At 40.8% G+C, this 16,436-nt stretch carries 13 protein-coding genes; 8 read left to right on the top strand and 5 right to left on the bottom strand.

The window, feature by feature from the left end; genetic code table 11:
* Window positions 1–32: 32 nt before the first annotated feature.
* Together BV375_RS34600 and BV375_RS34595 are read right to left on the bottom strand one after the other, a co-directional pair.
* A complete protein-coding gene (locus tag BV375_RS34600) occupies window positions 33–947 on the bottom strand; it encodes a gluconolactonase (RefSeq protein ID WP_086769009.1) in 915 nt (304 codons plus the stop codon).
* Window positions 948–953: 6 nt separating this feature from the next.
* Entirely contained in the window at window positions 954–1,700 is a 747-nt protein-coding gene (locus BV375_RS34595) for an SDR family oxidoreductase (RefSeq protein WP_086769007.1), read from the bottom strand.
* Between the two features lie 84 nt (window positions 1,701–1,784).
* On the opposite strand from BV375_RS34595, the gene BV375_RS34590 reads away from it, so the two are divergent.
* Window positions 1,785–2,702 carry a LysR family transcriptional regulator gene (locus tag BV375_RS34590; protein WP_086769005.1) on the top strand — a complete coding sequence of 306 codons (918 nt, stop codon included), beginning with the start codon at window positions 1,785–1,787 and terminating at the stop codon, window positions 2,700–2,702.
* 278 nt (window positions 2,703–2,980) lie between these two features.
* On the opposite strand, the gene BV375_RS34585 is transcribed toward BV375_RS34590, so the two are convergent.
* Window positions 2,981–5,359 (bottom strand): ATP-binding cassette domain-containing protein, encoded by a 2,379-nt coding sequence (locus BV375_RS34585; protein ID WP_086769004.1) that lies wholly within the window; start codon window positions 5,357–5,359, stop codon window positions 2,981–2,983.
* 184 nt (window positions 5,360–5,543) lie between these two features.
* Between BV375_RS34585 and BV375_RS34580 the strand changes: the two genes are divergently transcribed.
* The 5 genes from BV375_RS34580 (at window position 5,544) to BV375_RS34560 (ending at window position 10,452) form a co-directional block, all read left to right on the top strand.
* Window positions 5,544–7,226 (top strand): IMS domain-containing protein, encoded by a 1,683-nt coding sequence (locus BV375_RS34580; protein ID WP_086769002.1) that lies wholly within the window; start codon window positions 5,544–5,546, stop codon window positions 7,224–7,226.
* A gap of 95 nt (window positions 7,227–7,321) precedes the next feature.
* On the top strand, window positions 7,322–8,029 hold the full coding sequence (locus BV375_RS34575) for a M15 family metallopeptidase (RefSeq protein WP_243714142.1): 708 nt from the start codon (window positions 7,322–7,324) through the stop codon (window positions 8,027–8,029).
* A 104-nt stretch (window positions 8,030–8,133) separates the two neighbouring features.
* Window positions 8,134–8,400, top strand: a complete 267-nt coding sequence (locus BV375_RS34570; protein ID WP_086769001.1) for a type II toxin-antitoxin system ParD family antitoxin — start codon at window positions 8,134–8,136, stop codon at window positions 8,398–8,400.
* Window positions 8,397–8,696 (top strand): type II toxin-antitoxin system RelE/ParE family toxin, encoded by a 300-nt coding sequence (locus BV375_RS34565; RefSeq protein WP_086768999.1) that lies wholly within the window; start codon window positions 8,397–8,399, stop codon window positions 8,694–8,696. The genes BV375_RS34570 and BV375_RS34565 overlap by 4 nt, the downstream gene beginning before the upstream one ends.
* A gap of 175 nt (window positions 8,697–8,871) precedes the next feature.
* Complete coding sequence (locus BV375_RS34560; RefSeq protein ID WP_086768997.1) at window positions 8,872–10,452, top strand: protein kinase; 1,581 nt, start codon at window positions 8,872–8,874, stop codon at window positions 10,450–10,452.
* 127 nt (window positions 10,453–10,579) lie between these two features.
* Here BV375_RS34560 and BV375_RS34555 read toward each other — a convergent pair whose 3' ends face one another.
* The gene (locus tag BV375_RS34555; RefSeq protein ID WP_086768995.1) at window positions 10,580–10,984 is read right to left on the bottom strand and encodes a hypothetical protein; all 405 of its coding nucleotides are present in this window, start codon (window positions 10,982–10,984) and stop codon (window positions 10,580–10,582) included.
* Window positions 10,985–11,530: 546 nt separating this feature from the next.
* Here BV375_RS34555 and BV375_RS34550 point away from each other — a divergent pair.
* Both BV375_RS34550 and BV375_RS34545 read left to right on the top strand, forming a co-directional pair.
* Entirely contained in the window at window positions 11,531–13,924 is a 2,394-nt protein-coding gene (locus tag BV375_RS34550; protein WP_208096337.1) for an ATP-binding protein, read from the top strand.
* 190 nt (window positions 13,925–14,114) lie between these two features.
* On the top strand, window positions 14,115–15,926 hold the full coding sequence (locus BV375_RS34545; protein ID WP_086768993.1) for a serine/threonine-protein kinase: 1,812 nt from the start codon (window positions 14,115–14,117) through the stop codon (window positions 15,924–15,926).
* Window positions 15,927–16,000: 74 nt separating this feature from the next.
* Here the strand turns inward: BV375_RS34545 and rplL are convergent, their stop codons facing one another.
* The gene (gene rplL / locus BV375_RS34540) at window positions 16,001–16,390 is read right to left on the bottom strand and encodes a 50S ribosomal protein L7/L12 (RefSeq protein WP_086768991.1); all 390 of its coding nucleotides are present in this window, start codon (window positions 16,388–16,390) and stop codon (window positions 16,001–16,003) included.
* Window positions 16,391–16,436: the final 46 nt, after the last annotated feature.

Below are 16,436 nucleotides of genomic sequence, written 5' to 3'. Positions count from 1 at the left end.
TGCAAGTCTCTCAGATAATTGATAACCAGCTACTAAAAGACATAGCCAGCTTTTCCCACCTCAAGTCTTACAATATTGGCAGGAACCACACCCGTAGGCGGCGGTAAAAACATTCCCCCATTCATCACAACATAGATTGAGGTGCGCTCGCTCTCTGTTTGACCAAAAGCAATTGCTGTACTGCCAATTACACCCTGTTCGGCTTGAGCAATAATAGTCGTACTGCCATCTGGTGCAATTTTTACCACGCTGTTATAAATATGAGTTGCTCCGTAAAGATTGCCTTCTACGTCAAATGCAAAGTCATCAATATTTGTTTGCTCCACAAAAATTTCCGGCTCACCGGGTTCATTGGCAATGCCAAGAGGAATCCGTAACAACAACATTTTTTCCGTATTTGAAACGTAAAGGAAGTTACCAAAACGCTTCAAACCATTAGCAGCAGGAATGACGTTTTCCGCATTGCTACGAGCCAGTAAAGAATGTTCTAGCCAAATTGAGCTATAGCGTTGGGCAATATCAATCAACCAAATTGCACCTCGGTAGGAATCTGCTGCTAAATACTGAGTGTGAGAAAGTGGCGTAATCCCATTGAGAAATATTGCCTCTGGCAGTGTTAGCAAGGTTTCTACTTTGCCATCTGCGGTAATTAATGAGACTACTGATATAGAATCAGCATTCCATCCAGTTGCCACCAAACCGCCATTACTAGTGAAGGCTAAACCACTGACTTTGCCTTCAACACTGGCGTGAATCTGCTGATTTCCATCTGGAGTAATGCGAACAATCTTGCCAACCTCATGATTTGTCACAAATATTGTGCCATCTGGAGCGATCGCCAGATTTTCTAAGAAAGTATTGACCGGAAACGAGGTAATGATTTTGGCAGGAGCCAATTCTATCGGCGTATCCGCGTAAATAGGGGGTAACATTGCTGAATTTTCCATAAAAACTTACCACTGTAATTGAATCGGCCCACCAAACTTCCGCATCTCTGCAAAAAATAGTCCTTGCGCTCCCCCATCTGGAAGCGTTGCTAAATAGACAGCGGTTTCGGCTCCTTCTTCTGCGGTAAATGGCGCATTCTCGCCTCCCATATCGGTTTTCATCCAACCTGGAGAATAGGCATTAACGAGAATATTAGCACCAAGGAGTTCTTTGGCCAGTAGGACAGTTAGCCCATTCACCCCTAATTTGGACAGTCGATAGGAAGGAGCTAAAGGGTAAAAGTCACTAGTAATTGCAGCCAGAGATGCCATTTCAGTTGAAATATTAACAATACGCCCGTAATTGTGAACCTTCATCAATGGAATTAATGCTTGCGAAACTCTAAGGAGCGCTAAAACATTGGTGTCAAATGTGGAGCGCATAGTTTCTAGTTGAACAGTTAATAAACTAGATTCTTCTGGCTTGTTTGTGGGATTAATACCAGCATTGTTCACCAAAATATCTACCCTGCCGTAGGTTTCCTCTAGCCATTGAGTAAACTGTGCCACACTTCTATCACTGGTGACATCCAGAATGTGATAGTTCACATCAAGCCCTTCACTAGATAGCTGCTGCTTGGCAGCAAGACCATCTGATTCATTACGGCTCGTCAGAACAACTTGGATGCCAATTTGGGACAATTTGCGGGAAATAGCATATCCTAGCCCCCGATTGCTACCTGTGACTACAGCAATCTTTTTCGGATTTGTCATTTTGATAACTTTTCACAACTTTTAGTCTCACTTTACTGAGATGTTATAAATTAATCAAATTGATTGAAATAATACATTTAATCGATGGGATTAATAGATTTGTCTGCCATTGATCTAAACCTTCTTGTCGCCTTTGAAGCGCTTTTTGAAGAAAAAAGCGTCACAGCAGCAGCAACACGATTGTATCTAGGACAACCAGCTATGAGTGCGGCACTGGGAAGGTTACGCACACTATTCCAGGATGAGTTATTTATCCGGATTGGTAGAGAAATGCAGCCTACAGCAAAAGCGCTGGAAATTGCCCCTGGGATAAGAGTTGCCCTACAACAAATTCGGCAGACATTGGAAGCAAGTCAAACATTTGATCCAACTTCTTCTAAAAGTACTTTTACAATTGGCAGTTCAGATTACACCAGTTATGTTGTCATGCCCATGCTTCTGGAAATTTGCCGTCGAATTGCACCAAGCATTAATTTTCGATTAATTGGTTTTGCAAAAGACTTTGTGGGAGAACTATTAGAGCAACGAGAAATTGATCTAGCCTTAGGTGTTTTCCAAGACCCGCCCAGACAAACAATGCAGATGCCATTATTTCCAGAACACTTTGTCGGCATCTGTCGTCGTGGACATCCGATTATCTCTCAGGATGCTATCACACCAGAAATCTTCGCTAATCTTCTCCATGCTCTTTTCACTATTAGACAAGATGAAGTAGGTGAAATCGACAAGGTGCTTGCTCAGTACAATCTCCAGCGTCGAGTTGTTTTGACGACTCCTCATTTACTAGTGCTGCCAGCAATCATTTCGTCGAGTGACTTGGTTGCTGCTGTTCCATCACGATTGGTTGCACCGTTTGTATGTCAAGGCACATTAGAAATTTTTGAACTTCCTGTACAAACACAACCTTGGATGATTTCGATGCTGTGGAGCAAACTCACAGATCAGGATCAAGCAAATCGTTGGTTACGACAGATACTCAAAAGCGCTTGTGAGGGAATTTAACACAGAGGGACATGTTTTGATGTTACATAACCCCGAAGTTGCTAATTCCTGCAATAGAGAATTATCAATTAAGTAGAACGGTGTGGAAAAACAAAACTATGTTTTGAAAAATCAAATAGGCTTAAACCCTCTTCCCTCCTGCCTCCTGCCTCTTGCCTCATCTCAACGATAAATATTCACGCTGACCTACTTAGGTGGGGCGTTCTTTGCGGATCAGAGTAAGAAATATCTTCTGTACAAGATTCATAGAGAATTGCTATCAGGAATGCTGTCTGTATCTAAAAAATATCCTTACGCTTTTGCAACCAAAAAGTAATAAACAAATAAATTGCTGTATGTAATAATAAAAAGCCCCAATTTAATTTTAAATTTCCCCAATTTGCTTCGTAAACTGCTGTGGGTTCAAATGGCAGGGTAACTGTACTACCATCAGGTAATCTAGTTGGTTCTGGCACTAAGCCATTGACATTAACTAAAGAGCCATAAGCTGCTACTGACCAACGGCTTAACATTAGCCATGATAAAAATTTATTCACACCCTCCTGTGTTTTAAACAAAACTCCAGAGAAGATAATTTGCGGTAGCAGGAGCAATGGTAGAGCACTATTAGCTTGGCTACTATTTTTAACAGTTGTGGATACGAGTAAACCTAAGCTAAAACTGGCTAACAATGTTAAAAAAGTTGTAATTCCTAACCCGATATGCCAGGAAATTAATTGTGGATTGGGAGATTTAAAACCTATGAGAATCACTGCAACTATCAGCAAAGTTTGGGCGATCGCCAAAATTGCCAATATCGTAATCTTAGAACAAAGATAAGCCAATAATCTTAAATTAACTAAGCGTTCTCTTAAGTAAATTGCCGATTCTTTGACAATTTCTTGCAAAGAACTAGAAAGTCCTACCCACAATGCAGCACAAGTAAAGACAAATAATACTTGTAAAGCTAATGGTGCTAAAGTTGGGTCTGGTTGGTCGCCTAAAACAAAGGGTGTTTTATCTCTAATTGCTAAAGTGATTAGGCTAATACCGATAGGCGCTGTCAACAGAGAAAGGAGAAGATTAACGCGATCGCGTAAAATTAATTGCCAGTAACGTTGACACAATAAAAACCACTGCTGCCAAAAGGAAACTTTCTTGCGTGTTGGAGCAAAAGACTTGGTTGGCTGTTGATTTCCGGAACTTATTTGATTGCCAACATAATGTTGATAATAGCTAGATTGCTGAAAGTGAGTCGCATATCTAATAACTTCTTGCTCTTGTTCGAGTTTGATGTAAATATCAGCAAAATCGTTCACACCAAAAAAATGCAAAGCTTCTTGAGGTGTGCCAAAATAGCAAAGTCTGCCACCCAGACCGAGAAATACAATGCGATCGCATCCGCTAATATTAGCTGTGGCATGAGTTACTAAAATAATCGTTCTTCCTCCTTGATGCGCTAAATCCTTCAATAGCTGCATCATCTGTTTATCCAAACCGGGATCGAGTCCAGAAGTTGGTTCATCCAGAAAGAACAATTTAGGATCGGCCAGTAATTCTACGCCAATGCTAACTCGTTTGCGTTGTCCACCGCTGAGGTCACTGACTAAAGCATGACGGCGATGGCTCATTTTAATTGCTTCCAACGCCTGTTCTACCAGTGGTTGTAGATTAATATCTGGTGGTAATCGTAGCTTGGCGGCGTAGGTAAGCACCTCTGCAACTGTCAATTCACGATGGATAATATCATCTTGCGGTACGTAACCAATTTGAGTGCGGTACAGATTGAAGTTTTTCTGCAAATCTTCGCCGTTGATCTGCACAACACCTTTGGTGATTTTCTCAATTCCTAAAAGTGTCCGCATTAAAGTAGACTTACCCGCACCACTCCCCCCAACCAAAGCCACAAACTGTCCTGGTTCAATGGCAAAAGATAAATCATCCAACCGCCGCTTACCGTTAGTTTCTAAGATTAAGCTGTGCGCTTCTAGACGAATGCGATCGCCTTGATCGAGAATTTCTAAACAATCGTCGCGCACCACCAAGGTAAACGGCCCAATGCGGATTTTCGCACCATTTGACAGTAAGGCTGTCCCTGTAACTTGTTTACCGTCAATAAACACTCCATTGGTGCTATAGTCCCGCAAAATGTAGCGTCCTTGAGCATCAGTATCAATCGTCGCGTGACGCCGAGAAACGGTAGGTGCATCCAATTGCAAATTAGCTTGCGGATCGCGTCCCAGTAAAATTGATCGTTGTTTTAACGGAATCGAACGCGTTGCTGGTGTAGTAACTGAGTGTGCGTTGGAGGGATTGCAGTATCTAATTTGAATGAGTTGATTGGGGTTTTGGGCAATTTGAATTTCAATACCGTGGGTTAAGTAATAGCCTTCTTTTGGAGTAATCAGCGAATGATTGATATATAGCTTGTTGCTACTGGGATTTTCTCCATCACCGTCATAAATGCGGTAGTCTGTACCATCCTGACGTAATACTGCTTGACATCGAGAAGCAACTTCCCAGTGTTGGGGAACAAGTAAATCAGCAATATTTGGGTCGCGTCCCAAAATATGCTGTGGCTTTTTGAGTTCAAAGTATATAATTTGACCTTGATTGTTTAATTCTAAAAAAGGATTTGTGCTTAAAACAGTCCGACTTTGTAAAGGTGGCTGTGCCATAAATTGCTTTGAAAATTAAAAGAAGTCTATTCACTCTGAAAATTGAATCAGTTAGTTGCAATACTTGTTTACTTATAAAAAATTAATTTATTACGAAGAAACTATATTAATTAGCAGTAGCAAAAGTTTATGATATTGAACAGCTAAATATCAATTATACGTAAAAACTGCCAACTAAAATATTATGACCTTGACATTATTAAATAATCGTTATCAAGTTTTGCGTGTGCTTGGAAGCGGTGGATTTGGTGAAACTTTCTTAGCAGAAGATACCCAAATGCCATCTAGCCGTCGTTGTGTAATTAAACAACTCAAACCTGTGGCTAATAATCCCCAGGTTTATCAATTAGTACAACAACGGTTTCAGCAGGAAGCAGCAATTTTAGAAGAACTGGGCGATCGCAGCAATCAAATTCCTAAGTTGTATGCTTATTTTGTAGACAACGGGCAATTTTATTTAGTTCAAGAATATATTGAAGGTCACACCTTGACTCAAAAAATGCAACAGCAGGGAATTTTGCATGAGAGTACAGTCAAGGGAATTTTAATTGATATTTTGCCAGTTCTGGAATTCGTTCACAGCAAGCGCATAGTCCATCGCGATATCAAACCAGACAATATAATTTTACGTTTCTCCGATGGTAAGCCAATATTAATTGATTTCGGCGCAGTTAAAGTATCAATGGGTACAGTGATAACTGCTTCTGGCAACTCCAACCAGTCAATTGTTATTGGTACACCGGGATTTATGCCAATGGAACAATCGGTAGGTAGACCAGTATTTTCTAGCGATTTGTATAGTTTAGGACTAACAGCAATTTACTTACTTACAGGTAAATTACCCGCAGACTTGCCTACAGATCCAGCTACAGGCGACATCCTCTGGCGCAATTTTACTTTCAACATTAGCCCTGATTTTGCTGCTGTATTGGATAAAGCCATCCAATCATCACCACGCGATCGCTATCTCAGTGCTAGAGATATGCTAGCAGCATTGCAGACTCCGGTTGCACCGACTGTGCCTGTTTCCCCGCCAACATTAATTACTTCCCCAGCAACAGTAGGTTATATTACAGAGCCAACAGTCGCATCTTCACCACCTGTATACCAGCCGCAAATTCCTTCGCCATATCCAAATCCAGCAGCTTCGTCTAAAGGTTTAGGAACTTGGCAACAAGGTGTAATAATTGGCGGTGCGATTGGGATGGTTATTGTTGGTGGTTTATGGTTAGCCAAAGGACAATTCTCAAATCAACCACAGCCATTGGCAACTGTAGCCTCATCTCCTTCACCTACTTTCAATAATCAGGAAACATTACCTCCAACAACATCCAAATCATTTGGTTCAACCTCGTCTAATTCTGAGCGCAAAGTAAATTATTCCTCAACATCCACTAGCACACAGAATCCAACTATACCTAGCAATACTAATACAACCAGCACAGAAAAAGCTTTAGCATCAGCATCGACACTTACAGAAGCTGGAGCAAAAAATTTAATTACTAATTGGCTACAAGCAAAGCAAGTTATGTTTGCTCCTCCCTACGATCCTCAGCCAGCTTCTGAGTTAACTACTGGTGAACAATATGAGCAAGTTGCTGGATATGATGGCTCAATTAACTCTCTCAAAACTGACGGTCATTCTTATAAATATGGTGTACAACAAATTGATGGAGTAGACGAATTTTCAATGAACGGTAATCAAGCAGTTATTCAACTAAAAGTTACTGAAGAACGGAAACTTCTTGACAAAAATGGCAACATTCTTCCTAAAGAAACTGATTTTAAAACTAGAACAGTACGCTATAATTTACAGTTTGTAGATCAGCGCTGGAAAATAGCTTCTACTCAAATACTTAGCAAATAATTATGAGATTGTTCTCAAAATTGCCGTATCTTACGAGAATCCTATTAATTGCCACAGTTGTTGCAGTTAGCGTAGTCATTTGTGGTACTTTGGTAATGCGATTTTCGGTTTCAAATCCACCAGATAAGGTTAAAAATTCTCCAACTGCAACAACTACAGTCGCTTCTCAACCAAACTCAATTCCAGCAGTCCTACCAACTGCAATTATTCCGACTAATTCCACACCAATTGAAGTCAGTAAAATCACTCAAGTTCAGAAAAAACCAACATCTAATCAGCTGGCTTATGGGCATTTTCCCTACACACAAGCTAACTCAAACCAAATGATGCTGATTGGTAGCTATGCGAATGGTGCAGATCAACGATTTGAGTCTTTGAATACTGAAGCTGTTCAAGCATTCATGAAAATGACTTATGCAGCTAGAGAAGTAGGCGTTTGGATTATTCCTGTTTCTGGTTTTCGTACTATCGAACAACAAGAAAAATTATTTCAAGAACAAATTAAGCGCCGGGGTTCTGCAAAAGAAGCTGCAAAAATTAGTGCCCCTGCTGGATATAGTGAACACCATACAGGCTTTGCTTTAGATTTAACAGATGGCAAATTTCCTAAAAAAGATATTACTTTTGAATTTGAAAATACTGATGCTTATCGGTGGTTGACTAGCCATGCTAAAGAATTTGGCTTTGAACTGTCTTTTCCACGCAACAATAAGCAAGGAGTAAGTTTTGAGCCTTGGCACTGGCGATATGTAGGTTCATCAGATGCAGCCGCAGTATTTGCTAATGCTAGAAATCAGCGATAACTATTTACATAGGTGTCGCTACGCGATCGCAAATAAATACTAAACTTAATTCCAAAAACTTAATTTACACTTAAAATACAAAGCAAACGCTGAAATCAAGTGCAATGAGCATTATACTTACGCCGGAGCAAGAAAGATTTATTCAAGCCAAGTTGCAAACAGGTAAATATCGTAATGCACAAGAATTGCTAGAAATTGCTTTCAGGCTACTTGATGAATACGAACATGCTGACACTGAGTGGATAAACTCTGTGCGGACAAAAATAGATGCAGCAATTACTACGAATGAACAAACTCCGCCTATCGACGGCAAAACTTTCGTTAACCAAATTCTCGAACACTTTCAGCAAGTGCGTGAGGCGCAAGAATGAATCGCCGCTATGTAATCAACATTCTTGCTACTCAAGATCTCAAAGAAATTGCTGATTACTTTACTGCTAATAGTATCGAAGCTGGGGAACAGTTTTTTCGTAAGTTTGACCGTCGCTGTGAGCAATTGATCAATTTCTCTAACATGGGTAGGAGCTATGCTGAAATCTACCCAAATTTGCGCGGTCTACCTTTAGATGGGTATATTATTTTCTATAGAGTTTTGGATGATGGTATTGAAATTCTCCGTGTAGTAAATGCTCGCCGAGATTTACCATCTATATTTGAAGACCAATAATTATAATTTGTTGAATCAAAATCTGAATCATACGTAGATACTTGGCGCTGCTCATCAAACGTCGCCTCAAGCTTGCAAGCCCGCAGTGTTTAACTAAATTTTTCCTTTAGTTGAAAATCCAAAATGCTATAAAGTATACACAACAACCCTTGTCTTGACTGGCTAACGCCAATTTATGCAAACACTGCTGAACAATCGCTATCAAGTTCTTCAGACTTTGGGGGGCGGCGGATTTGGTGAAACTTTCTTAGCAGAAGATACCCAAATGCCCTCCAAACGTCGCTGTGTGATCAAACAACTCAAACCGATTCACAACAACCCCCAGATTTATCAACTGGTACAAGAACGGTTTCAAAGAGAAGCAACAATTTTAGAAGACTTGGGCGGCTCTACTGACCAGATTCCGACATTGTATGCTTATTTTCAGTCAGAGGGGCAATTTTATGTGGTTCAAGAGTGGGTTGAAGGGCAAACTCTTACAGTAAAAGTGCAACAGCAGGGATTATTAAGTGAAAGTGCAGTCCGGGAAATTTTAGTAAATTTGTTGCCAATTTTAGAGTATATTCACTCAAAGCGCATCATTCACCGCGATCTAAAACCCGATAATATTATCTTGCGTTATCGAGATAACAAACCTGTACTAATTGATTTTGGTGCAGTGCGGGAAACAATGGGAACGGTATTCAATTCCCAAGGGAATCCCACCAGTTCAATTGTAATTGGTACGCCTGGATATATGCCCAGTGAGCAAGCAATGGGTAGACCAGTTTTTTCCAGTGATTTATACAGTTTAGGAATGACAGCAATTTATTTGCTGACTGGGAAACAACCGCCAGAACTAGAAACAGATCCGCGGACTGGAGAAATTATTTGGCATCAACACGCCTTGAGTGTAAGTCCGACATTTGCAGGGGTGATAGATCGGGCGATCGCTTATCATCCGCGCGATCGCTTCGCCACTGCTAGAGAAATGCTACAAGCCTTGCAGGTTGGAGCAAATACCTTCCCGCCCACAGTACCCTATAACCATCCACCAGTAGTCAATACCTCACTACCACCAACTCAACATACAGTTCCCGTTAGTCCAGACCCCTCTCATCAACAAAATACGATTCCAGTCAGTCCAGGCCCATCTTATCAACCTCATAACTCACCACCAAGTCATGGGCAGAGGGGAGTCTTTGTTGCCAGTTTAGTTGCAGGTGGTTTGATAGGAACTGCTATCATCATTGGTTTTGCCCTCAACAACAAACAACCTCAACCAGTAGCACAGTCAACACAGTCAGCTAATGAATCTGCGACAGTCCGCAATGAACCACAGGAGACTGCAACACCCATAAGAACTACAGATTCTTCTCCTACACCAATTGCTAGCCAATCCCCATCTGTGCAAGTTCCTTCCTCAACACCAACACCAGTTGATCGGCCATCGCCAGAACAAGCTGTACAAAATTATTACGCAAATATCAATCAAGGTCAGTTTCAAACTGCTTGGAATCAGTTATCTCCTAGCTTACAAAATAATCGCAAGCTTCACCCTAATGGTTATCTTTCTTATATAGATTGGTGGGGGAACAGAGTGCAAAGCGTATCTGTTGAGCAAGTTAATTTAGTGCAAGCAAATGCAGAAACAGCAACCGTTAACGCTCGTTTGCAATACTCAATGAAAAATGGGAAATCTGTGCCTAGTTCTGTAAATTTCCTTTTATTATGGGATGCTGAAAATCGCAGATGGGTTGTTGGTGATGCCAGGTAGTTTATGGTTCGTAGTCAGCACTTTAGTGCTTTAATAAAAGTTATAACCTTCACTACAAATCTGACAGTAACTATCAACTAGAAACGGGCATAATTAGCCACAATAAATGATTAAACTATTAAATTGGTTATTTTAAATGTAAAATTAGCAAACCAACAAAAACCATAATAAACATACCTATTAAAAATAGATTATCTGCGATTAATTCAAATTTTCTACTATTATTATTCCTAATGGATATATAGGATAAGAAACAAGAAGTAATGAATACAAGCGTATCAAACCCTAATATATCATCGGCATAGGTTTTCATGTGAAAATTTATTGTTCTCAAAAATGTAATCACTGTTACACACACACCAATCATTGTTGAAGCTGTTGGTAGGATGTGGTATGACAACGCTTGTTTTGGTTGTTTTTGCTGCACATTAGCTTTTTCCACTAAATCTTTAAATATCCAAGTAGCAATAATTTTAAATTTACTATTATTTACAGTTACTATAGCAGTCCTATTTGATTTATGAAAAAACAAAGTAAATATGTAGATCCTTCTTTCCTTTTTCCTGACTCAACGAATAATTTTACAACTCATTGAGGCTATATACATTAATAATATTTATCAAAAAGATAAAAACCAATTTTGCCAGGCTTAAGTAATTTAAACAAATTATTTATAAATTAACGGGTGAATATGTCAATTTTATGGACATTTTATGACGTAAATATGTCAAGTAGAGAATGCTGGTATTTTGTTAGTTTTAGATAGTAAAATCAGCTAGAATTCCAGGATTTATTTAAAGATTAGTTAGCTAAAATAAATATTGCAATAATTATTGAAATTATGCAATTCTGTCTACTATCTGTGTCTTAGATAAATTTGAGGTAGTAACATCCTATCGGAGTAACTATCTAAATTAGCAGATATCGTTAAAATAAAATGTTTATGGGCAAGCTTATTAACTTAAATAGAGTCAAACCTTGATTATATATCGCTAAGATTGTGAATGCTTGTCCATACTTAACGATCTGCAAATTTAATAGTTATTTACAGCGTGTCCCATAACGGGGAAAACGGAAAATGTTGAGAGTCATAACTCCTCGAATACTGCATTACGGTGTAGCTGTATTGAGTGTCTTAGTAGCACTGCTACTGACCTTAATCTTGCAGCCATTTCTCAACAAAAGCATACTAGTACTGTTTTTTGCTGCTGTGGCTGTCAGTAATTGGTATGGTGGATTTAAACCAGGATTACTAGCTACAATCTTGGCCGTATTAATCAGCGATTACTTCTTTATACCTCCAGTTCATTCTGTCACACCCACCAGTTGGGAGAATGTCGCCCAGCTAGTTGTATTCCTATTTGTATCAGTCTTGATTAATTCGCTGAATACAGAACTGAGGATAGCCAGAAACCGCTCTCAGACTAGTTTAGCCAAAGCAGAAGCTGCACGTATAGAAGTCACCAATATCCTAGAAAGTATCACGGATGCGTTTGTCTCCTTTAATGACCAGTGGCGCTGCGTTTATATAAATGAACAAGCTCTAAGGCTGTTGCACAAAACCCGCGAGGAGCTAATAGGGAAGCAGGTATGGAAAGAAGTATTTCCCCATGTTTTTGGAGATCTGGCTTACCAAGAATTGCATCGTGCTATTAACGAACAGACTACTCTGGTATTTGAAGATTTTGCGCATTCTATTAGCATCTGGCTGGAAATCCATGCCTATCCTTCCTCAAATGGACTTGCCGTTTATTTTCGAGATATCACCGAACGCAAGCGAGCAGAGGAAGAACGCACTCAGCATCTTATCCAAGCACAGCAGCATACATATCGATTGCAGAGACTGGCTGAAATATCCCTCACCATCAACTCAACGTTATCGCTCAAAGAAAGGCTGCAATTGCTGACTGAGCAGTCCCGTGAAACAATCGGAGCGCATCAATCAGCTACTACTATAACGGTAGATGAAAACTGGGCACAGGCGATTCATGCAGTTTCTCTCTCCAACAAGTATGCACAGTGGCACAACTATGAGCAAAAACTAGATGCTTCAGTTGTTTACTCCTTGATTTGTCGTCTGCAAGGATCGATAAGAATGACTCAAGCTGAACTAGAATCCCATCCAATCTGGAGTGGATTTGCTCAAGAAGTAAGTAAGTCTCTACCAATGCGCGGTTGGCTAGCAGCACCGCTTGTTAACAGTAATGGCAAACACATTGGTCTGATCCAGCTTTCTGACAAGTATGAAGGTGAATTTACTGAAGAGGACGAAACTATTCTGGTGCAAATGACTCAGATGGCATCATTAGCAATTAACAATGCCCATCTTTACGAAGAATCTCAACGAGCCAATCGAGTCAAAGATGAGTTTTTAGCGATGCTCTCCCACGAATTACGCTCACCTCTCAATGCCATTTTGGGCTGGTCACAAGTCTTGCGCTCTGGTAAGTTGAATCCAGAGATTACTATGCGTGCTTTAGAAACTATTGAGCGCAATGCCAAATTACAAACTCAACTCATTGAAGATTTGCTGGATGTCTCTCGTATCCTCAGGGGTAATATCAGCCTGAATGCCTTTCCCATCAACCCAGCCTTACCGATTGAAGCGGCGATTGAGACTATGCGCCTGGCTGCGGAAGCAAAATCGATTCAAATCTTACCTGTGATTGAATCTAATATCGGGATGATCTCAGGTGATCCAAACCGCTTACAACAGATCGTGTGGAATTTGCTGTCTAACGCAATTAAGTTCACATCCTCAGGAGGGCGAGTTGAAATTCGACTAGCCACCGTAGGCTCACAGGCGCAAATTCAGGTAAGTGATACAGGCAAAGGAATTAGCCCCGACTTTCTACCTTATGTGTTCGACTATTTCCGTCAAGCTGATGCTTCGATTACCCGTAATCATGGAGGGTTAGGGCTAGGTTTAGCAATTGTGCGTCATTTAGTAGAACTGCATGGCGGAAATGTTCGCGCTGAAAGCTTGGGAGAAGGACAGGGAGCCACCTTCACAGTCAAGTTCCCATTACTTAAGCAACAGCCAGTGACACATCAGATAGGTAAATCGTTAAACAATCCCCCAGACATCAATGGAGTAAAGGTACTAGTTGTTGATGATGATTTTGATACACGGGAGTTTTTAGTTTTTATCCTAGAGCAGCATGGAGCGATCGCTTTAGCTTCAGCTTCAGCAATAGAAGCTTTAGAGCGCCTAGAACAGTTTCAACCAGATGTCTTGCTCAGTGATATTGGAATGCCAGGAGAGGATGGGTATAATTTTATTCGCCGAGTCAGAGTACTAGAATCTTCTCAAATCAAACAAATTCCCGCGATCGCACTCACAGCTTATGCTACCAAGGAAGACTGTAATCAAGCATTAAGGGCAGGTTTTCAAAAGCATATTCCCAAGCCAGTAGATCCAGCTGAGTTAATTACGATTCTTGCCAACCTGAATGCTGACTTTGACCGCTAAATTTTGATCGATCTCAAATAGCGATTTATTTGCTGTTCTCAAACCGAATCAGCATTTTTATGTCTAGCTAATTATTTGTATTTTTTAATGTCGTAAATATCTGTCACGGTATGTCTGAGACCATCTGGTATACATTGGAAGGAGCGATGTCTTACGACAAGCCACTAGGCGTCCACGCTTTTAACAGAGCATGACAATAACCCTTCTGAACAATCGGTATCAAGTTATTGAGGTACTCGGTGCTGGAGGTTTTAGCGAAACCTTTCTGGCAGAAGATACTCATATGCCTTCTCGCCGTCGCTGTGTAATCAAGCAACTCAAACCGATCAGCAATGACCCGCAAACCTACCAAATGATTCAACAGCGGTTTGAGAGAGAAGCCACAACTTTAGAGTATTTAGGTAAAAGTAGCAACCAAATTCCGGAACTTTATGCCTATTTTTCCGAAAATGGTCAGTTTTACTTAGTTCAAGAATGGATTCACGGTCAAACCTTAAGAGATGTTGTCCAAGCTAAAGGATACGAAAGTGAAACTGTGGTTCGAGAAATTCTCTTAAGTCTTTTGCCTGTCTTAGACTATATCCATAGCAAGGGTATCATTCACCGGGATATCAAGCCGGATAACATTATTCTCCGCTCTCCAGATAATAAGCCAGTTCTGATTGATTTTGGTGCCGTTAAAGAAACCATCCGTTCAGTGGTGAGTTCCCCAGGATTACCTGCGCAATCAATGGTAATTGGTACACCGGGGTATATGCCCAGCGAACAAGCCTTAGGACGCCCAGTTTATGCCACTGACATCTATAGTTTAGGCTTAACAGCAATTTATTTACTAACTGGCAAACAACCACAAGAACTAGAAACTGACCAGCAAACTGGAGAAATTCTTTGGCAAGATTATGCTCCTAGCGTGTCTGCTAGTTTGGCACAGGTACTCAACCAAGCAATTAAACCTCATGCTAGCGATCGCTACAGTACTGCCAGTAAAATGCTCTATGCTTTGGAGTCTGCTAGTTATGTTATTCCCCAAACAGTTACCAGACCTGCTACGGCTGCTAGATCAATTGGGCACACCCAGCCATTGCTTTCCTCTCAACCCCAAACAATTGCTTCTAGAAATTGGCAAAAGCCTGCTGTAATTGTCAGCAGTTTAGTAGTAGGTGGATTAATTGGTGGGCTAGTGATTTCTAGTATTACCCGCCAACCAGCGTCTGAAGCACCGATTGCCACAAATTCCACGCCCTCTCCAGAACCTTCAGCTACTAATTCCGAACCTACCGATACCCCCATTGCTTCCCAACCTTCCCTGACTGCATTACCATCACCTGTGCAAGTAGTTCCGGCGCTTATTCCTACCCTTAACCCCAAAACAGAATCTAATCCTCCAGAAGCAACAACATCTCTGCCAGAAAAAGAGCCTGTAACTTCTAATACTCCTGCACCAATCGCAACATTAACACCACAGCCAAAAACAGAAAATCAGCCACCTGTAGTTCCGACGCCAGAAGCACGTTCAACACCACAGAACAACAACCAGCCTCGGCATTCAACTAGTAGCAACAGACAAAGCGTTCCTGCATTTCCTACTGGTACATCAAGAAGCAGTGTGGAAGCTACTCTTGGTTCTAAAAGGGATTTAAAAGGTGTTTGGCGCAATACCCGTGCTGTCACCTATAACTTGGTGCCCAACCAAATCGATTTAGGCTACTTATTTGATCGTAAAACTGGAGCGTTACGCCAAACTGAAGCAGCTTTTGCCCAATCAGTAGATCCTCAAGTAATGCAGAGTACTTTAGATGGAATGTTAGGCGGTCAAGCGACTGAAGAAATTAAACAAGGGCTACAACAAATACAACGTCGTCAATCTGATAATTTCCAGTTTTCCAAGGGTTCAGTAAAAGGTCAGATTGTGCGTCAAAATTGTGATTTTATTTACATCAGTATTTGGGATGCTGACTTACATGATTTTGTCAGTCCATCGTCAGCTAAACAGTGTAGTTAAACAGTTTTACGTTGACAATAGAAAAAAGGAGCCTGACTTAGGCTCCTAATTTAAAAATAGTAATGTAATTTTGATTACTTCACAGTTACCTTACCGCCAGCTTCTTCGATCCGCTTCTTAGCATCTTCAGCAGCATCCTTAGCAATACCTTCCTTAACAGGCTTGGGCGCAGCTTCCACGAGATCCTTCGCTTCTTTGAGACCCAGACCAGTGATTTCCCGGACAATTTTCAGTACGGCAATCTTCTTGTCAGCGGGAACGGACTCGAGAATTACGTCAAACTCGGTTTGCTCTTCTACTGGTTCAGCAGTAGCAGGACCAGCAGCAGGCCCAGCGATCGCAACACCAACAGGTGCAGCTGCACTGACGCCAAAAGCTTCTTCAATTTGCTTAACTAACTCAGCAGCTTCTAGCAAAGTCAAAGATTTCAATTGTTCCAAAATGTTATCGGTTGTAGCAGACATTGATATAACTCCTATGATGTTTGATTTAGTTATTTGTCAATAGTCA

It is taken from the genome of Nostoc sp. 106C (genome assembly GCF_002154725.1).
Taxonomy (GTDB): Bacteria; Cyanobacteriota; Cyanobacteriia; order Cyanobacteriales; family Nostocaceae; genus Aulosira.
This window is presented reverse-complemented; position numbering and strand designations above follow the sequence as displayed.